Source organism: Burkholderia sp. KBS0801, from assembly GCF_005937855.2.
GTDB classification, from domain to species: domain Bacteria; phylum Pseudomonadota; class Gammaproteobacteria; order Burkholderiales; family Burkholderiaceae; genus Burkholderia; species Burkholderia ambifaria.
This window is the reverse complement of the sequence record NZ_CP042178.1, coordinates 2,041,943-2,060,603: the sequence shown is the minus strand read 5'-3', so window position 1 is coordinate 2,060,603 and position 18,661 is coordinate 2,041,943. Positions and strand designations below refer to the sequence as shown.

Sequence of the window (18,661 nt, the reverse complement as noted above, 5' to 3'; positions counted from 1 at the left end):
AGAGGATTGCGGGCGGCGAAGCGCGTAGTTTACGCCGAGATTGCAAGACTGTCGGCAAACCTCCGCAGAGCGGCGGCCGCGCGGGTGTCGCGCACGCGCGAATACAACACGACCTGCGAGTGCGGCAGCGGCGGCAAGCCGAACTTCGCGCCGACGTCGACCAGCGTGCGCGGCGCGACGCGCCGGGCCAGCGGGCAGACCGCGAGCCCGGCCGCGGCGGCGGCCGCGACCGCCGCGACGCCGCCGCCCGTGAAGCGCTCGCGCCACGGCCGCCCCGCGTGCTCCAGCGCGCGCAGCGCGGCGGCTCGCACGCCGCACGGCCCGGCAAGCACCGCGAGCGGCAGCGGTTCACCCGCGCGCGGCGCCCAGTCGGGCGCGGCAAGCCAGGCGAGCGGTTCGGTAAACAGCAGCGTGCCGTCGTCGCGCGGTGGGTCCTCGCCCGGTTCGTGCCGCACGATCGCCGCGTCGAGCCGGCGTTCGTCGTATTGCGCGAGCAGGTTCGACGACGTCCCCAGATGCATTTCCAGCGACAGCCCGGGATCTTGCCGGTGCAGGCTCGTCAGCACGGCCGGCAGGTCGGGCACCGCGACGTGTTCGCTGACGCCGAGCGACAGCCGGTGCACGCCGGCCGAAATCGCGCCGAGCGCGTGGTCGTGCGCGTCGAGCAGCGCTCGGGCGGCCGGCAGGAAGTTTTCGCCGTCCGCCGCCAGCTTGACGACGCGCGGCGTGCGCGCGAGCAGCGGCTTGCCGAGGTGCGCTTCGAGCCGCTTCAGCTTCAGGCTGACGGCCGACTGCGTGGTGCCGAGCGCGTCGGCGGCGCGCGTGAAGCTCGCGAGATCGGCGACCAGCACGAACGCGCGTACCGCATCGAGGTCGAGGACTTTCATTTCGAATGTAAATGGATGAAATATTGATCGATGACTGTTAATTATAGTTGTGCGCGCCTAACCTGACGTTGCGTTCCCGATTTTTCAACGTCACCGAAAGGAGCAGGACCATGCCATTCACCCGAATCGCAGTGCGCGAAGGCAAACCGGCCGCCTACCGCGCGGCGCTCGTCGACGGCGTGCATCGCGCGCTGATGCACACGTTCAACGTGCCCGAGGACGACATCTTCATGGTCGTGACCGAGCACTCGGCCGAGAACTTCGTGTTCGGCCGCCACTACTTCGACATCGAACGCAGCGACGATCTCGTGATGATCCAGATCACCGCGAACAACACGCGCACGCTCGAGCAGAAACGGGCGCTGTACCGGACCATCACCGAGAACCTCGCGCGACAGCCCGGCGTGCGGCAGCAGGACGTGTTCATCAGTCTCGTGGAAGTGCTGAAGGAGGACTGGTCGTTCGGCAACGGCATCGCGCAATACGCCGTTTGACGCGCGACAGGGCGGCAGGGCCGGATCGTCGCCCGCGCGTTTTCGCGCCGTGTACTATGGAAGCCGATTCACGGACGACGCCGGCACGCAGGATGAGCCGGCGCTTCTTCATGTGCGGGAGCCTCCATGTCGCGTGTGCTGGAAATCGTGTTGTGCCTGTCGTTGGATGCCTGGCAAGTCAAGTCGGGAAGCCGGGCACGTGGCGAGCCGCGCGATTTCGGCGCCGAACTCGTCCGTGCTTGGCGAATCTGTCCGCAGGTGCGGATGCGGCGCGGCCACGAGCGCGTGACGATCGAGCCGTGCCAGGTCGAGGAGGCCGAGCCGAGTCCCGGCGAGTGCTGGTGGACGTGGATCGAGTCGAACGCGCAGGGGCGGCGTGTCGTCGCATCCCGCACGAAGGCATTTGCGCCCGGCGTCATGGCGCGCGAGCGGTTCGATGCCGAGCATGCGGGCATTGCCGTGGCCACGCCGCCCTCAGCGCCGGCGCCGCGCGCCGATGCGGAATCGGCTCCGGTCACGGGCGCGGGCGCGGATACGACACCCGGCCCCGTTGACGAAGCGGCCGTCGCCGCGTCGTCCGGGCCGGCGCCGTTGCGGCTCGTCACCGAGCGGCGGCGCGGGCGATGGGCGGACGACAGCGGCGTGGTGGTCGAGATGACGCTCGACGACGTCACGCTGCACGGTGGCGCCGAGCTGCCGCGCCGCCAAGTCGAGCTGCGCCTTGCGGCGCCCGACTGGGAAACCGTCCCCGCCCGCACGGCCGCGCTGCGCGCGCTGTTTGCCGCCGCGCGCGAGCTCAGCGGCGCATGGCCCGCGTTCGTGCAGCTGACCAGCGTGATCGATCGCGCGTGCGCGGGCGAGCCGGGCGTCACCGGGCCGGTCAAGGCGAAAATCGTCGACCTGACCGGCATCCGCACGCAACGAACCGCGCTGTTCGCGCTGTCCGGCGACATCGCCGCGCAATGGCTCGGCAACGAGGGCGGCGTGCTCGATCGCGACGATCCCGAATTCGTGCATCAGATGCGCGTCGCGCTGCGCCGGCTGCGCACGCTGATGCGCTTCTTTCCGCGTTTCGCGGGCGATCAGTGGCAGGAAACCTTCGGTGTCGACCTGCGCTGGCTCGCGTCGCTCCTCGGCACGGTGCGCGACTGGGACGTGTTTTCGACCGAAAGCCTGCCCGCGCTGATCGCGGCCGATGGCGGCAGCGCCGACTGGAACGGCACACTCGACGCCGCGCGTGCGCAGGCGACGGCGGCGCGCACCGAACTGCGCCAGGCGCTGCATTCGGCACGCTATGCGCGGCTGACGCTCGGCTGGCTCGAATGGCTGAGCACGCTCGCGCTGCCGCCGGCCGCCGGCGACGAAGACGCGCCGTCGCTGCGGCGACACGCGACCAAGCGCGTGCGGCGGCTGTTCGGCCATCTGTATGCATCGCCGGCGCTCACGTCGCTCGATACGGCCGCGCGGCACCAGGTGCGGATCGACGCGAAGCGGCTGCGCTATGCGCTCGAATTCTTCGCGTCGCTTGCCTCGCGCCGCACGCGCAACGAAACGGTCAAGACGCTCGCGCGCGTGCAAAGCGTGCTCGGCGAAGCGAACGACACGATGGTCGCGCAGCATCATCTCGAGCAACTGGCGGCACCCGCGTATCAGCTCGGTTTCGTGCGCGGCTACGGTGCGGCGCTCGAGCAGCGCGCGGCGCGCGACGCCGAGGCGCTGCTTGCGAGCCTGCGCCCGCCGAGGCTCGACGGCAAGCCGCGTTGAGCGGCGCGCGCTCCCTATAATGGCCTCCCGTTTTCTGCAGACAGACCCATGAGCGACACGTCGCCTCCTTCCTCCTCCGCCGGACCGCTCGGACTGGGCGGCGAACTATGGCTGCGCGCCGGCCCGCAGACGCTCGGCGGCGCGACCCGCATCGCGCTGCTCGCGGCGATCGGCGACACCGGCTCGATCACGCGCGCGGCGAAGGCCGTCGGCCTCAGCTACAAGGCCGCGTGGGATGCGATCGATACGATGAACAACCTGGCCGGCGAGCCGCTCGTCACGCGTTCGACGGGCGGCAAGGGCGGCGGCGGCACGACGCTGACGCCGCGCGCGACCTCGCTGATCGCCGCGTTCCGCACGATCGAGCGCGAGCATCGCCGCTTCATCGACGCGGCGAGCGCGGCGGTGTCCGGCTTCGACGTCGACTGGGCACTGATCGGCCGGATCGGAATGAAGACGAGTGCGCGCAACCAGCTGTTCGGCAAGGTCGAGACGATCGTGCGCGGCACGGTGAACGACGAAGTGACGCTCGTGCTGCCCGGCGGGCAGGTGATCGTCGCGGTGCTCACGCACGAAAGCGCCGATGCGCTCGGCCTGGCGCCGGGCGCGGATGCGTGCGCGCTCGTGAAGGCGTCGTGGGTCGTGCTGGCGGTCGCCGATGAAGCCGAAGCCACATTGAAGGTGTCCGCGCGCAACCAGTTGCACGGGACGGTCGAAACCGTCGCGGCGGGCGCGGTTAACAGCGAGGTGACGCTGGCGCTCGACGGCGGCGGCACGCTGACGGCCGTCATCACGAACGACAGCGTCGGAGCGTTGCAACTCGACGTCGGCCGACGCGCGATCGCGCTGTTCAAGGCATCGAGCGTGATTCTCGCGGTGACGGGCTGATCGCGCGCGCCGTTTTCGCTTTCGACCACTGTGGGTGGACGACGCGAAACCGGCGCCGCCCGACGTGCACGACGCGCCGACCGGCTTCGATCCCGTCGCCACCTTGTTCCAGCTGATGCCGCCTGCGCGGCTTCTCTCAGGCTCCCGCGTGGCCGCCAGGGCCACGGCCGTCGTGCGCGCCGACGACGCGCGTCGGCCACTCGGCGTGCGGCGTTGCGGCCAGCACGCGCCCTTCGCTCAATTGCACGACCTGGTCGCCGAACGCGGCGACGTCGTCGGGATCGTGCGAGATGAGCACCATCGGGATATCGAGCCGCGCCTGCAGTTCGGCGAGCTCGTGGCGCATGCGCTGGCGCATCGCGCCGTCGATCGCAGCGAACGGCTCGTCGAGCAGCAGCACGTGCGGCTGTGCGACCAGCGCGCGGGCCAGCGCGACGCGCTGCTTCTGTCCGCCCGACAACTGCGACGGAAACTGGCCGGCGAGCGCATCGAGCTCGAACGCCTGCAGCCAGTACGCGACTTCGGGCGGCACCGTCTTCGCGCGCGGGTTGCGCAGGCCGGGCGTGAGCCCGAACGCGATGTTCTGGCGTACGTTCAGATGAGGGAACAGCGCATAGTCCTGGAACAGATACGCGACGCGGCGCGCGCGGGTCGGCACGTCGATGCCGCGCGCGGAATCGAACAGGGGTTCGCCGTTCAGCGTGATCGTGCCTTCGTCGGGCGACAGCAGGCCGGCGATCGCCTGCAGCGTCATGCTCTTGCCCGCGCCGGACGGCCCGAACAGCACGACGCGCTGCGTGGTTGCCGCGAACGACACGTCGAGCGTAAAGCGGCGCTCGGCGCTCGCGTAGGTCTTGCGGATGTCGACGACGACGCTCATGCGGGCCTCCGTCGTGCCGGGCCGCTCGCGCCGCCAACCACGCGTGCAACGGACACGCGTGTCGCCGCGACCGGGTCGGCACAGCGGTAAGGATGCGATCGGCGCGTCATGTCGGCTGGCTCCGCCCGGCGCGCGACGGCACGAGCCACCCGGTCGCGAGCAGCACGAGCACGCAGGTGATCGACGTCACCAGCACGAGGAAGTTGGCCGTGCTGTCGTCGCCGGCCTGCACCGCCGCATAGATCGCGACCGACAGCGTCTGCGTGCGGCCGGGCAGGTTGCCGGCGATCATCAGCGTCGCGCCGAATTCGCCGAGCGCGCGCGCGAATGCGAGCAGCGCGCCGGCCAGGATGCCGCGCGTGGCGAGCGGCAGCGTCACGCGGAAGAACACCGCGGCTTCACCGAGCCCGAGCGTGCGGGCCGCGCGTTCGAGGTGCGGATCGACGCTTTCGAACGCGGTGCGCGCCGATTTCAGGATCAGCGGAAACGCGACGACCATCGACGCGATCACCGCGCCCTGCCACGTGAAGACGAGTTCGATGCCGAGTTTGTCGAGCCACGCGCCGAACACGCCGCGCCGGCCGAGCAGCACGAGCAGGTAATAGCCGAGCACCGTCGGCGGCAGGACGAGCGGCAGCGTCAGCAGTGAATCGACCACGTCGCGCATCGGCGAGCGCCAGCGCGCGAGCACGAAGGCGGCGGCGACGCCGAGCACGACGTCGAGCGCGGTCGCCCAGCCGGCGACCTTCAGCGACAACAGCAGCGGTACCCACGCGTCCTGCATCATGCCGTGCTCACTTGCCCGCGGGCTTGAAGCCGAACGTCGACAGCACGGCCTGGCCCTGCGGCGACGCGACGAAGTCGATGAACGACTGTGCCTGCGCGGCATGGCGGCTGTCCTTGACTACCGCGATCGGATAGGTGATGGCCGTCTGCGTCGGCACGGTCAGGGCGATCTTCACGCGGCCCGGCATGATCGCCGCGTCGGTGCCGAACACGAAGCCCGCGTCGACTTCGCCGCGCGCGACGTAATCGAGGCTCTGGCGCACGTTCGCGGCCAGCACGCCCTTGGCGCTGACGGCGTCCCACACGCCTGCCGCGCGCAGCGCGCTTTCGGTATAGCGGCCGACCGGCACCGATGCCGGGTCGCCGTACGCGATACGCCTCACGCCGGGCACCGTCAGGTCGTTCAGCGACGTCGGCGCGGCCGCACGGCTCTCCGCCGGCACGATCAGCACGAGCGAATTCGCCGCGAAATCGCGGCGCGTGCCGGGCACGATGACCTTTTCGGTGACGGCGCGATCCATCGCCTTCTGGTCGGCCGACGCGAACACGTCCGCCGGCGCGCCCTTGGCGATCTGCTGCATCAGCACGTCCGACGCGCCGAAGTTGAACAGCACCTTGGTGTCCGGATGCTGCTTGTGGTACGCATCGCCGACTGCCTTGAACGCGTTCGTCAGGCTCGCGGCCGCCGACACGACCAGCTCGTCGGCAGCGGAAGCCGGCGCGCTGAACGCGACGCCCGCGGCAAGCGTGGCGAGCGGCAACAGGCGCAGCAGGGTGCGGCGAAGCGGGCGGACGGTTGAGCGCATGGTCTGGTCGTTCGAATGGTTGAAAACCGTAATCGTAATATAGGGGAGGTTATAACGCTCGACATACCGTTCATGCGCCGGGACGCATGAAACCTTCAGACTTGAAACGCGGCGGGAATGACGTGCGCGCGGCCCGTCACGCGTGCAGCGACGGCAGCGACAACCCCGTGCGGTGCAGCGACGACGGCTGCGATGCCGGCCGGTAGTTCGGATTGGCTTTCCAGCGGGCGCGGACGAACGGCCGCTCGTGCCCCGACAGCTCCAGCGCGACCTTGGTGACCCACTGGTGCGACGGCACCGTGATGCCATGCAGCGCGATCGTGACGAGCGCCAGGCTCGCGACGACCGCCGGCACCGACCAGCGGTGCGGCACCGCCTGCCACGAGCCGGCGATGAACACCAGTGCGGCGATCGCGCCGATGATGCAGCCGGTGATCGATTCGGACGGCGAATGGGCGGCGAGCGCGACGCGCGACACGCCGACCGCGATGCCGGCCGCGAGCCCGAGCGCGATGCCGGCGATCCGCACCGGCGCGCGGGTGCGGATCAGCGCGAGGAACATCGCGACGGGATAGACCGACGTGGACAGCATCGCGTGGCCGCTGAATCCGGTGAAGTCCCACGCGCGGATCCCGATGCCCCAGCCGAGGAACGCGATCTTGGTGAGCGCGACGACCCCGATCGCGGCCGCGAGCACGCCGAGCCACGCGGCGGCGCGCTGCCACGAGTAGCCGAGCGCGAGCCACACGGCGATCGTGATCGCGAGCGGCAAGGTCAGGCCCGCGCCACCGAACGCGGTGATCGTGATCCACAGGTGAGACGGCAGGTCGAACATCGGGAAGGAAACGGACAGAGGCGGGACGAATGCTTAAATCAACGCGCGAGCCGGGCAGAACGACTACAACGGATACAAGCGGTTAAACCCCAGTATAGCGCCGCGGCCGGTCGAGGCCCGTTTTTTGCGCCGCCGGGAACTATCTGCGCGCAGGAAAAATCCCAGAAACAATGTTATGGTGCATTGCACAAAGTCGAACGATGCATCGAGTATCGTGACCCTATTTTTCCTGACTGCGAGCCCGATTGATGACCAAAAGTCTGACGAAGGTATGGCTGGGCGGCGTGAAACGCATGCTGTCCCCGGCCGCCAAACGTGGGGCGCGCGATGCACAGCGGATCGCGCGCGATACGCTCGAGGCCGCGGCCTCGAGCGCCGCCACCGATCTGTCCCCGCCGCGCGAGTCGCGCGTGCGGCCGCGCGCGGCTGCATGGGCGGCAGGCGAGTGGACGCGCGGCGAGCATCCGATGGCGCCCGCGCTCGGCCGCCTCGTCCAGCAGCTCGCATATGGGCTTTACGTGCCACCTGGGCGTCGGCGCGGCGCGATGCCGCTCGTCGTGATGCTCCACGGTTGCCAGCAATCGGTCGACGAGTTTGCGCAGGGTACGCGGATGAACCTGCTGGCCGACAAGCACGGCTTCGCGGTGCTGTATCCGGAGCAGTCGCAGCGTGCGCACGCGCATGGCTGCTGGCACTGGTATGAGGATACCGATCGCGCGGGTCGTGGCGAAGCGGATACGGTCGCGTCGCTGATCGATGCGCTGGTCGACGAGCACGGTTTCGACGCGTCGCGCGTGTACGTCGCGGGGTTGTCGGCCGGCGCGGGGCTGGCCGCGCTGCTCGCACTGCACCATCCGGATCACTTCGCGGCGGTTGCGCTGCACTCGGGCCCCGCGCTCGGCGAGGCGAATTCAGGCATCAGTGCGATGGACGTGATGCGGCGCGGGCTCCGACAGAACCCGGCGGCGGTGCTCGACGCGCTGCTCGACGCCAGTGCGTATCCGGGCATGCCCGCGCTGATCGTGCAGGGTGACGCGGACCATGTCGTCGCGCCGAAGAATGCGGACCAGCTCACGGTGCAGTTCATGCGCCTGAACGGGCTCGCGGACAGCCGCGGCGCGCTGCGCGGCGGCGAGCGCGTGGAGACGCGCGAGGCGGGCGCGCACATCACCGACGTGCGCCGCGACGGCGAGCCGGTCGTGCGGCTTTGCCACGTCAAGGGGCTCGATCATGCGTGGGCCGGCGGCGACGAAGCCGTACCGTTTCATGCGGCGGTCGGCCCCGATGCGAGCGCGATGATCTGGTCATTTTTCGAACAGAATCGCCGGACTGTGGCGACCGAACGACGCACCGTCTGATCCACGCTAGCCAAGGGCTAGGGTTTTCCCTATAATTCGGGAAAACCCTAGTCAAAGAACCCTTGGATTGCGAGATCGACCATGTACCTGCTGAGCCACCTCTTCCTGATGCTGACCAAGAACGCTGAAAAGGCCGCAAAAGAGCGCGCCGACGCGTACCTGTCCGAAGCCACCGACATCTATGACCTCGAATTCCGCATGCGCAAGATCGATCGCGAAGCGGCGATGAACCGTCCGTTCTCGTTCGGCTCGCGTTAAGCAGCGCAGCGCGGCCCGGCTCGTCAGCCGGTCCGGCGAATCACGCAAAAGGGCGTGTGCGGCAAGTAGCCGCACACGCCCTTTTTGCATTCGGCGCCGCGTGTCGCGTTAGACCACCGTCAGACGCACCGGCACGTTGTTGCGGGTCGCGTTCGAGTACGGGCACACGTGGTGCGCCTTGTCGACCAGCGCCTGCGCGTCGGCCTTGTCGAGCCCCGGCAGCGACACGCGCAATTCGATGTCGAGCCCGAAGCCGCCTGCGTCGTTCGGGCCGATGCCCACTTCCGCGGTGACTTGCGTGTCGGCCGGCAGCGTCTGCTTGTTCTGGCCGGCGACGAATTTCATCGCGCTCAGGAAACAGGCCGAGTAACCTGCGGCAAACAGCTGCTCCGGGTTCGTGCCTTCCGCACCCGTGCCGCCGAGTTCACGCGGCGCGGCCAGCTTCACTTCCAGCTTGTTGTCGGCGGAAACCGCGCGGCCGTCGCGGCCGCCCGTGCTCGTGGCGCTGGTCTTGTACAGAATGTTCATCGTGCAGCTCCTGTCGGAAAGGAAGAAAGCGGTCCGGTCGAACTGGGACGTCGCCGGCCACGAGAGAAATATAGAACACAAATGATTTGTGTGCAAATGAAATTTTGAAGAAAAGGCTGACGCACCGGGCCGGCTCGCGACCGGTCGGCTCGTCAGCCTTCGTTGGCGGCCGACAGCGCGTTGCGCAGCTGCTGGAGATCCGCGCGCAGCCTGACCAGAAACTCGGGGGTTTGCTGCATCGCGCAAAAGAGATCGCCGGGCACCGAGCGCGCCTTGACCTTCAGCGCACGGCCTTCCGCGGTCACGCGCACGTTCACGACGCGCTCATCCGTCGCGCTGCGCACGCGCTCGACGTAGCCGAGCGCCTCGAGCCGCTTCAGCAGCGGCGTGACGGTGGCCGGGTCGAGGTCGAGGCGGGCGGCGATGTCCTTCACCGCGATATCGTCGCGTTCCCACAGCACGAGCATGGCCAGATATTGGGGATAGGTCAGCGACAGCTTGTCGAGCAACGGCTTGTACGCCTTCGTCATCGCATGCGAAGTCGAGTAGAGGGCGAAGCAGAGTTGCTCGTCGAGCGTCTGGGGCAGCGGGGGCAGGCGGTCCATGATTCGGGCGGCGCGGCGAACGCGCTAACGATTTGTACGCAAATTATTTTGCGCGCAAAAGATTCGATTGAACAGAGGCAGCGCGTAGGGGCTCGGGCGGCAGCCGGGATCCGCGCAACCCGCGCGGGGCCGCCAGGGAGGGGAGGCGGCCGGCGGCGTGCGCCGGCCGAATTGGCGTCAGCGGCCGGACGTGGGCGTCGGGGCGCCCGGTTCCTGCACGCCGAAGCAGCCGCGATAGGTCGCGTAGAACGAGCAGTACATCATCGTGACGATGATGATCGTCACCGGCATCATGATCGTCAGCACATAGGCACCGGCGCCGAGCGCTTGCAGCAGCAGCGACAGGCCGAACGACGAGCCGAGCGCGACGCCGAACCACAGCAGCCCGTATACGACGAATGCGCCGCGATTGCGCCAGCAGCTGACGACGCTGAAGAACAGCGCCTTGGCGGGCGGGATGTCGTGCCACGCGGTGAGCACCGGCGCGAACCAGAACAGCATCGCGACCGGCGCGTAGAGCAGGGTGGCAAGCAGCAGCGCGCCGACTGTGCCCTGCGCGGCAAGCGCTTCCGGCGTCGGACTCGTGTCGTTCGTCGCGCCCAGCATCATGTGGAGCAGCCCGCCGCCGTCCACGATGGACGACGCGGCGAACACCGCCACCATCAGCGCGACATAGACCAGGCCGAGGACGAGCAGCCGCTGCGTCGTCGCGGTGCCGTACGAGCGGAAGCCGTCGATGAGGATCGTCGGCATCACCGGCTTGCCGGCGACCGTGTCGCGGCACGCGGCCATGAAGCCGACGGCGATGCCGGGAATGAACAGCAGCGGCAGCGCCGCGCCGATCACCGGCACCATCGACACCAGCGTGATGGCCAGCAGGTACGTGAAAAACAGCGTGATGAACGCGAGGGGGTTCCGGCGGAACAGCCAGATGCCTTGACGGAACCAGACATAGCCCGCTTTCGCGGGTACTTCGATCAGTTGCATGCGGTATGGGTCTCGGGAAGCGCGGGCGTGTGGGCGATACGCTCACGCAGGATGCGTTCGAAATGACCGGGGTCGTGCGGTTTGAGCATTTCGGCCGCGCGCGGCAGGTAGAAGTCGTACAGGCGCGACACCCAGAAGCGGTAAGCGCCCGCGCGCAGCATGTCGCTCCAGTGGCGGTGCTCCGCGGCCGTGAACGGCCGGACCGTCTGGTACGCACGCAGCAGCGCGTCCGCGCGCGCGACGTCGAGCACGCCCGTCGCGAGGTCGACGCACCAGTCGTTGACGGTCACCGCGACGTCGAACAGCCATTTGTCGCAGCCCGCGAAATAGAAATCGAAGAAGCCGCCGAGCCGTACGTCATGACCGGTGCCGGGCGCCGCGTGCGCGAACAGCACGTTGTCGCGGAACAGGTCGCAGTGGCATGGGCCGCTCGGCAGCGCCGCATAGTCGTCGGACGCGAAGAACGCGGCCTGGTGCGCGAGTTCGCCCTCGAGCAGCGTGCGTTGCGCGTCGGAAACGAACGGAACGATCGCCGGGACGTTTTCCTGCCACCACGGCAGGCTGCGCAGGTTCGGCTGGTAGCGCGCATAGTCGCGCCCCGCGAGGTGCAGGCGCGCGAGCATCTGCCCGACCTCGATGCAGTGTTCGATCCCCGGCGCGAGCTCGGCGGCGCCGTCGAGCTTCGTGACGATCGCGGCCGGCTTGCCGTGCAGCAGGCCGAACAGCGCGCCGTCGTCGCGCGGGATCGGATCCGGCACCGGTACGCCGTGGCTCGCCAGATGGCGCATCAGGTCGAGGTAGAACGGCAGCTGTTCCGCCGTCAGCTTTTCGAAGATCGTCAGGACGTACTCGCCGCGCGTCGTCGTCAGGAAGAAGTTGCTGTTTTCGATACCGGACGGAATGCCGCGGAACGCCAGCACGTCGCCCAGTTCGTAGTGGCGCATCCATTGCGCGAGATCGGAGTCGGAAACAGCGGTGAAAACGGCCATGCGAGATGCGTCAGGTCAGTTGTCGGCACGCGCGCGGCGTGCGGCGCGACAGGAGGTGAAGGGAGCGCCGGTGCGCCGCGTGGCGACCGACGCGGCGCGGCGGGAAATCAGTAGCGCAGGTTCACCGACGGCAGGCGCGTGATCGGGACGCCCGCGTCGTGCGGCTTCGGCGACGTGTCGGGCGTCGAGCTCATCTGGTAGCGCGTGCCGAAGTTCGACTTCACGTTGATCTCGACCGGCTTGCCGCGATCGCGATACTCGGTGACCTCGGTGCCGTTCCTGCTCTTTTCATGAAAGCTCGGCGTGCGGCGAATGTCGGCGAAGTCGACTTTCGACGTGACTTCGGCGCCGGGCCGGTTGATCTTGCGGAGATCGGGCAGACCGGCGGCTTCGTTGGCCTCGGCCCGCGCCTGCGCGTCGGCGTCGGGCGTGCTGCCTGCGGCGTAAGCGGTGCCGACGGCGGCAAACATGCCAGCAAACGCGGCAGCAGCGGCGACGAGAATGAGCGGCTTCATGATGAGTCTCCAGTGAACCCACCGATTTTAGCAAATACTGGGCGCTGCCCGGCCCTCATGTGCAAGCGACTTGCAAGCACGCGGCCATGAGCGTGACCGGGTTCCGTGGTAATGTCGTTCGATCAGATGAGGTATCGAAAATGAAGAACGATTTGAGCCGCCGGCACCGGATGCTGATGCCCGAGAGCCCGCCTGTCGAAGCATTCGACGATTCCGTCGCCGCCGTCGCGCGGCTGTCGGCCATCTACGACACCAATACGGGCTTCCTGCGCGACGCGTTCGCGCGTTATCGCCGCCACGAACCGATCACCGAGCACGTGCGCGCGTGCTACCCGTTCGTGCGGATTCGTACCGAAGTCAACACCCACGTCGATTCGCGCCGCTCGTACGGCTTCGTCGCGGGCCCGGGCGTGTTCGAGACGACGGTCACGCGTCCCGACCTGTTCGCGAATTACTATCGCGAGCAACTGCGCCTGTTGGCGAAGAACCACCATGTGAAGATCGAGATCGGCGTGTCGTCGCAGCCGATTCCGGTTCATTTCGCGTTCCCCGAAGGCATCCATCTCGAAGGCGAACTCGACCGCGACCGCCTGCTCGCGATGCGCGACATCTTCGATACGCCCGACCTGTCGTACCTCGACGACCGCATCGTCAACGGCACGTTCGAGCCGCAGCACGGCGAGCCGCATCCGCTCGCGCTGTTCACCGCCGCGCGCGTCGACTTCTCGCTGCACCGGCTGCGCCACTACACGGCCACGTCGCCCACGCACTTCCAGAACTACGTGCTGTACACGAACTACCAGTTCTACATCGACGAGTTCGTGAAGCTCGGCCGCACGATGATGACGGAGAGCGACGATCCCGAAGTGCGCGAGTACCGCAGCCAGTACAGCGCGTTCGTCGAGCCGGGCGATGTCGTCACGTACAACGCGAACCTCGGCAGCGAGCCGGTCGAGGGCGTCGCGCCGCCGCGGCTGCCGCAGATGCCCGCGTATCACCTGAAGCGCGCGGACGGCAGCGGAATCACGATGGTCAACATCGGCGTCGGGCCGTCGAACGCGAAGACGATCACCGATCACATCGCGGTGCTGCGTCCGCATGCGTGGGTGATGCTCGGCCACTGCGCGGGCCTGCGCAACACGCAGCGCCTCGGCGACTACGTGCTCGCCCACGGTTACGTGCGCGAGGATCACGTGCTGGATGCCGACCTGCCGCTGTGGGTGCCGATCCCGGCGCTCGCCGAAGTGCAGCTCGCGCTCGAGCGCGGGGTGGCCGAGGTCACCCGGCTCGAAGGCGCCGAACTGAAGCGCGTGATGCGCACGGGGACGGTCGCGAGCGTCGACAACCGCAACTGGGAATTGCGCGATCACCGCGAGCCCGTGCAGCGGCTGTCGCAAAGCCGCGCGATCGCGCTCGACATGGAAAGCGCGACGATCGCCGCGAACGGTTTCCGCTTCCGCGTGCCGTACGGCACGCTGCTGTGCGTATCGGACAAGCCGCTGCACGGCGAGCTGAAGCTGCCGGGCATGGCCGACACGTTCTATCGCGGGCAGGTCGACCAGCATCTGCAGATCGGTGTGAAGGCGATGGAGATCCTGCGCACGAACGGGCTCGACAAGCTGCATAGCCGCAAGCTGCGGAGTTTTGCGGAAGTGGCGTTTCAGTAACGCCGCACGCCGCCGCGCCCCAACGACAAAGGCCACACGCGAACCTTCGTTCGCGTGTGGCCTTGTTCGTTGCGCTTCAGTGCGGGCGTACCGGCCCGATGTTCAGTTGCTCAGCACTCGCCTTTCTTCGCGTGTCCCGGCGGGCAGTGATAGCCGCCGCGGCCTTCGTGACCACGATGGCGCTGGTGATCTTCCCACTCGCGGCGTTCCCAGTAGCGACGGCCGTCCCAGTAGCGGTCGCCGTGCCAGCCGACGATCACCACGGGCGCAGGCGCGACGACGACCGGCGCGGGCGTGCCGATGTTGACGTCGACGTTGACGGCGTGGGCGAGGCCGGACAGTGAAAGACCGAGGCCGGCGAAGGCGAGGGCAATCAGCGAGCGTTGCATGTTGTTTTCCGTGATGTCGTTGTAAAAGGCCGGCGCGACGCGATGGGACGCGAGGGGGGATCGTGCCCACCGGGGGGACGCCACGCCGACGAAATGCAGTGTGCGGGCATCGCGCGAAAAAGGCGAGGCGTGTTTGTTACGGTGGATTCCAGCCGTCGGCCCGACCCGGATCGATGGCCGGCCGCCCGATTTGACAATGATGGGCGCAGGCGCGGAACGGGGCATTCGCGTTGCGCGGCACAGGGCGCCCGGATTTGACATTCGGCGGTGCGTGAACGCGCAGCGGGATTAACGCGGCGTTACAAAATGACACGCGGCAGGTGGCGAAATCGCCATGCCTGCCGCGCGGGGTGCGGATGCGCGATGCCGGCCGTGAGCCCGGCCATCGACATCGATCGAATTACAGATAGAACATGCGGTCTTCTTCAGGCCGCGGCGGCTGGCCGTCGCCGTCCGAGCCCTCTTCCTCGCCGCTGTCCTCGTAGAACGCGAGCACGGCGTCGAGCACCTGGTCGGGATCGTCGATCACCTGCATCAGATTCATGTCTTCCGGATTGATGAGGCCCATCGGAATCAGCTGGTCGCGGAACCATTGCAGCAGCCCTTGCCAGAACGCGCTGCCGACCAGGATGATCGGCACGAGGCGCGACTTCTTCGTCTGGATCAGCGTGAGCACTTCGGACAATTCGTCGAGCGTGCCGAAGCCGCCCGGCATCACGATCACCGCGTCGGAGTTCTTCACGAACGTGACCTTGCGCGTGAAGAAATGACGGAAGCGCAGCGAGATGTCCTGGAAGTGGTTGCCCGCCTGCTCGTGCGGCAGCTCGATGTTCAGGCCGACCGACGGCGCCTTGCCGGCGTGCGCGCCTTTGTTCGCCGCTTCCATGATGCCGGGGCCGCCGCCGGAGATCACCGCGAAGCCGGCGTCGGACAGCTTGCGCGAGATCTGCACCGCGAGCTTGTAGTGCGGCGTGTCGGGTTTGAGACGGGCAGAACCGTAGATGCTGACAGCCGGGCGGATCTCCGACAGGTACTCGGTCGCCTCGATAAACTCTGCCATAATCGTGAACATCTGCCACGATGCGCGCGCCTTCTTGGCCGTCGCGCGTTCTTGATCTGCGAGCGAACGCAGACTCGGAATCACTTTTCTCTTGTTCATAATGCCTGAAGAACGAAATCTGGAAGGTAAGACCCTGCTATTGGTTGACGGTTCGAGCTATCTGTATCGGGCTTACCATGCGATGCCTGATCTGCGTGGCCCTGGCGGGGAGCCGACCGGAGCGCTCTACGGAATCATCAACATGCTGCGCCGTATGCGCAAGGAAGTCAGTGCAGAGTATAGCGCTTGCGTGTTCGATGCAAAGGGCAAGACGTTCCGCGACGACCTTTATGCCGACTATAAGGCAAACCGTCCGTCGATGCCGCCCGACCTCGCATTGCAGGTCGAGCCGATCCACGGCGCGGTGCGCGCGCTCGGCTGGCCGCTACTGATGGTCGAGGGCGTCGAGGCCGACGACGTGATCGGCACGCTCGCGCGCGAAGCCGAGCGGCACGGGATGAACGTGATCGTGTCGACCGGCGACAAGGATCTCGCGCAGCTCGTGTCCGACCGCGTCACGCTCGTCAACACGATGACCAACGAGACGCTCGACCGCGACGGCGTGATCGCGAAGTTCGGCGTGCCGCCCGAGCGGATCATCGACTACCTCGCGTTGATCGGCGACACCGTCGACAACGTGCCGGGCGTCGAGAAGTGCGGGCCGAAGACGGCCGTGAAGTGGCTGTCGCAATACGACAGCCTCGACGGCGTGATCGAACATGCGGGCGAGATCAAGGGCGTGGTCGGCGACAACCTGCGCCGCGCGCTCGACTTCCTGCCGCTCGGCCGCACGCTCGTGACCGTCGAGACGGCCTGCGATCTCGCGCCGCATCTCGAATCGATCGAGGCGTCGCTGAAGACGGACGGCGAAGCACGCGACCTGCTGCGCGACATCTTCGCGCGCTACGGCTTCAAGACCTGGCTGCGCGAAGTCGAGAGCGCGCCCGCCGAAGGCGGCGGCGCCGATGCACCGGAGGGCGACCCTGCGCCGGTGATCGCGGCGGACATCGTTCGCGAATACGACACGATCCAGACGTGGGCGCAATTCGACGCGTGGTTCGCGAAGATCGATGCGGCCGCACTCACCGCGTTCGACACCGAAACCACCGCGCTCGACCCGATGATCGCCCGCCTCGTCGGCCTGTCGTTCTCGATCGAGCCGGGCAAGGCCGCGTATCTTCCGGTCGCGCATCGCGGCCCCGACATGCCCGAGCAACTGCCGATCGACGAGGTGCTCGCGCGCCTGAAGCCGTGGCTCGAATCGGCCGATCGCAAGAAGGTCGGCCAGCACCTGAAGTACGACGCGCAGGTGCTCGCGAACTACGGCATCGAGCTGAACGGGATCGAGCACGACACGCTGCTCGAATCGTACGTGCTCGAATCGCACCGCACGCACGACATGGACAGCCTCGCGCTGCGTCATCTGGGCGTCAAGACGATCAAGTACGAGGACGTGGCCGGCAAGGGCGCGAAGCAGATCGGTTTCGACGAAGTGGCGCTCGAGCAGGCCGCCGCGTACGCGGCCGAAGATGCGGACATCACGTTGCAGCTTCACCAGGCGCTGTATCCGCAGGTCGCGCGTGAAGCGGGCCTCGAGCGCGTGTATCGCGACATCGAGATGCCGGTATCGCTCGTGCTGCGCAAGATGGAGCGCACCGGCGTGCTGATCGACGACGCACTTCTGCAGGCGCAAAGCACCGAGATCGCGACGCGCCTTATCGAGCTCGAAGGCCAAGCGTACGAACTGGCCGGCGGCGAGTTCAATCTCGGCTCGCCGAAGCAGATCGGGCAGATCTTCTTCGAGAAGCTGCAACTGCCGGTCGTAAAAAAAACGCCGAGCGGCGCACCGTCGACCGACGAAGAAGTGTTGCAGAAGCTGGCCGAGGATTACCCGCTGCCGAAGCTGCTGCTCGAGCATCGCGGGCTGTCGAAGCTGAAGTCGACCTACACCGACAAGCTGCCGCGCATGGTGAATCCGGCGACGGGCCGCGTGCACACGAACTATGCGCAGGCCGTCGCGGTCACGGGCCGGCTCGCATCGAACGATCCCAATCTTCAGAACATTCCGGTGCGCACGGCCGAAGGTCGGCGGATCCGCGAAGCGTTCATCGCATCGCCCGGCCACCGGATCGTGTCGGCCGACTATTCGCAGATCGAACTGCGGATCATGGCGCACATCTCCGGCGACGCGTCGCTCTTGCGCGCGTTCGCGCAAGGCGAGGACATCCACCGCGCGACCGCGGCCGAAGTGTTCGGCGTGACGCCGCTGGAGGTCAACTCCGACCAGCGCCGAATCGCGAAGGTGATCAACTTCGGGCTCATCTACGGGATGAGCGCGTTCGGCCTCGCGTCGAACCTCGGCATCACGCGCGATGCGGCGAAGCTCTATATCGACCGCTACTTCACGCGCTACCCGGGCGTGGCGCAGTACATGGAAGACACGCGCACGGCGGCGAAGGACAAAGGCTACGTCGAAACCGTTTTCGGTCGTCGGCTGTGGCTGCCGGAGATCAACGGTGGCAATGGCCCACGCCGTCAGGCCGCCGAGCGCGCGGCCATCAATGCACCGATGCAGGGCACGGCGGCCGACCTGATCAAGCTGTCGATGATCGCGGTGGACGACTGGCTCACGCGCGACCGGCTCGCGTCGCGGATGATCATGCAGGTGCACGATGAACTGGTGCTCGAGGTGCCCGACGACGAACTGTCGCTCGTGCGCGAGAAACTGCCGGAAATGATGTGCGGTGTGGCGAAGCTGAAGGTGCCGCTGGTCGCCGAAGTGGGCGCCGGCGCGAACTGGGAAGAGGCACACTGACGCACCCCCGTGCGATTCGCGCTTCCCGCGGCATATTGTTGCAGGGATGCTGAATATCGAGATGGTTTGCTTGTGGTCAACGCGCAAGCTCCCGGACAATGCAAGTGAGTC

Annotated in this window: 19 protein-coding genes; 7 read left to right on the top strand and 12 right to left on the bottom strand. The window is 67.5% G+C overall.

The window, feature by feature from the left end; genetic code table 11:
- Positions 1-29: 29 nt before the first annotated feature.
- Positions 30-887: a LysR family transcriptional regulator gene (locus tag FFI87_RS26115; RefSeq protein WP_012365617.1), complete on the bottom strand. Its 858-nt coding sequence runs from the start codon at positions 885-887 to the stop codon at positions 30-32.
- A gap of 110 nt (positions 888-997) precedes the next feature.
- Between FFI87_RS26115 and FFI87_RS26110 the strand changes: the two genes are divergently transcribed.
- The 3 genes from FFI87_RS26110 (at position 998) to FFI87_RS26100 (ending at position 4,033) form a co-directional block, all read left to right on the top strand.
- Complete coding sequence (locus FFI87_RS26110; protein ID WP_011658272.1) at positions 998-1,381, top strand: tautomerase family protein; 384 nt, start codon at positions 998-1,000, stop codon at positions 1,379-1,381.
- A 126-nt stretch (positions 1,382-1,507) separates the two neighbouring features.
- Positions 1,508-3,145: a CHAD domain-containing protein gene (locus FFI87_RS26105; RefSeq protein ID WP_138848532.1), complete on the top strand. Its 1,638-nt coding sequence runs from the start codon at positions 1,508-1,510 to the stop codon at positions 3,143-3,145.
- A 48-nt stretch (positions 3,146-3,193) separates the two neighbouring features.
- A complete protein-coding gene (locus FFI87_RS26100) occupies positions 3,194-4,033 on the top strand; it encodes a TOBE domain-containing protein (RefSeq protein ID WP_138848533.1) in 840 nt (279 codons plus the stop codon).
- 136 nt (positions 4,034-4,169) lie between these two features.
- On the opposite strand, the gene FFI87_RS26095 is transcribed toward FFI87_RS26100, so the two are convergent.
- The 4 genes from FFI87_RS26095 to FFI87_RS26080 form a co-directional block, all read right to left on the bottom strand.
- Positions 4,170-4,913 (bottom strand): ATP-binding cassette domain-containing protein, encoded by a 744-nt coding sequence (locus tag FFI87_RS26095; RefSeq protein ID WP_138848534.1) that lies wholly within the window; start codon positions 4,911-4,913, stop codon positions 4,170-4,172.
- Between the two features lie 106 nt (positions 4,914-5,019).
- Positions 5,020-5,697: a molybdate ABC transporter permease subunit gene (gene modB, locus FFI87_RS26090; protein WP_034177091.1), complete on the bottom strand. Its 678-nt coding sequence runs from the start codon at positions 5,695-5,697 to the stop codon at positions 5,020-5,022.
- A 10-nt stretch (positions 5,698-5,707) separates the two neighbouring features.
- Entirely contained in the window at positions 5,708-6,505 is a 798-nt protein-coding gene (modA, locus tag FFI87_RS26085) for a molybdate ABC transporter substrate-binding protein (protein ID WP_138848535.1), read from the bottom strand.
- Positions 6,506-6,641: 136 nt separating this feature from the next.
- Complete coding sequence (locus FFI87_RS26080; protein ID WP_011658278.1) at positions 6,642-7,340, bottom strand: phosphatase PAP2 family protein; 699 nt, start codon at positions 7,338-7,340, stop codon at positions 6,642-6,644.
- 248 nt (positions 7,341-7,588) lie between these two features.
- Between FFI87_RS26080 and FFI87_RS26075 the strand changes: the two genes are divergently transcribed.
- Both FFI87_RS26075 and FFI87_RS26070 read left to right on the top strand, forming a co-directional pair.
- Positions 7,589-8,698 (top strand): PHB depolymerase family esterase, encoded by a 1,110-nt coding sequence (locus tag FFI87_RS26075; RefSeq protein WP_138848536.1) that lies wholly within the window; start codon positions 7,589-7,591, stop codon positions 8,696-8,698.
- An 81-nt stretch (positions 8,699-8,779) separates the two neighbouring features.
- Positions 8,780-8,956 (top strand): DUF3563 family protein, encoded by a 177-nt coding sequence (locus tag FFI87_RS26070; protein WP_006753395.1) that lies wholly within the window; start codon positions 8,780-8,782, stop codon positions 8,954-8,956.
- Positions 8,957-9,064: 108 nt separating this feature from the next.
- On the opposite strand, the gene FFI87_RS26065 is transcribed toward FFI87_RS26070, so the two are convergent.
- The 5 genes from FFI87_RS26065 to FFI87_RS26045 form a co-directional block, all read right to left on the bottom strand.
- Positions 9,065-9,484, bottom strand: coding sequence for an organic hydroperoxide resistance protein (locus FFI87_RS26065; protein ID WP_011658280.1), 420 nt, complete (start codon positions 9,482-9,484; stop codon positions 9,065-9,067).
- A gap of 152 nt (positions 9,485-9,636) precedes the next feature.
- Positions 9,637-10,089, bottom strand: coding sequence for a MarR family winged helix-turn-helix transcriptional regulator (locus FFI87_RS26060; protein ID WP_138848537.1), 453 nt, complete (start codon positions 10,087-10,089; stop codon positions 9,637-9,639).
- A 177-nt stretch (positions 10,090-10,266) separates the two neighbouring features.
- Positions 10,267-11,076 carry a BPSS1780 family membrane protein gene (locus tag FFI87_RS26055; RefSeq protein WP_138848538.1) on the bottom strand — a complete coding sequence of 270 codons (810 nt, stop codon included), beginning with the start codon at positions 11,074-11,076 and terminating at the stop codon, positions 10,267-10,269.
- Positions 11,067-12,065, bottom strand: coding sequence for a homoserine kinase (locus FFI87_RS26050; protein ID WP_138848539.1), 999 nt, complete (start codon positions 12,063-12,065; stop codon positions 11,067-11,069). The genes FFI87_RS26055 and FFI87_RS26050 overlap by 10 nt, the downstream gene beginning before the upstream one ends.
- 107 nt (positions 12,066-12,172) lie before the next feature.
- Positions 12,173-12,580 carry a hypothetical protein gene (locus FFI87_RS26045; RefSeq protein WP_006753400.1) on the bottom strand — a complete coding sequence of 136 codons (408 nt, stop codon included), beginning with the start codon at positions 12,578-12,580 and terminating at the stop codon, positions 12,173-12,175.
- Positions 12,581-12,720: 140 nt separating this feature from the next.
- Here FFI87_RS26045 and FFI87_RS26040 point away from each other — a divergent pair, with 140 nt between their 5' ends.
- The gene (locus FFI87_RS26040) at positions 12,721-14,247 is read left to right on the top strand and encodes an AMP nucleosidase (RefSeq protein WP_012365626.1); all 1,527 of its coding nucleotides are present in this window, start codon (positions 12,721-12,723) and stop codon (positions 14,245-14,247) included.
- A gap of 110 nt (positions 14,248-14,357) precedes the next feature.
- Here FFI87_RS26040 and FFI87_RS26035 read toward each other — a convergent pair whose 3' ends face one another.
- Both FFI87_RS26035 and FFI87_RS26030 read right to left on the bottom strand, forming a co-directional pair.
- Positions 14,358-14,636, bottom strand: coding sequence for a hypothetical protein (locus FFI87_RS26035; protein ID WP_011658287.1), 279 nt, complete (start codon positions 14,634-14,636; stop codon positions 14,358-14,360).
- A 400-nt stretch (positions 14,637-15,036) separates the two neighbouring features.
- The gene (locus FFI87_RS26030) at positions 15,037-15,795 is read right to left on the bottom strand and encodes a TIGR00730 family Rossman fold protein (RefSeq protein ID WP_138848540.1); all 759 of its coding nucleotides are present in this window, start codon (positions 15,793-15,795) and stop codon (positions 15,037-15,039) included.
- Position 15,796: 1 nt separating this feature from the next.
- Between FFI87_RS26030 and polA the strand changes: the two genes are divergently transcribed.
- A complete protein-coding gene (gene polA, locus FFI87_RS26025) occupies positions 15,797-18,550 on the top strand; it encodes a DNA polymerase I (RefSeq protein WP_138848541.1) in 2,754 nt (917 codons plus the stop codon).
- Positions 18,551-18,661 lie beyond the last annotated feature (111 nt).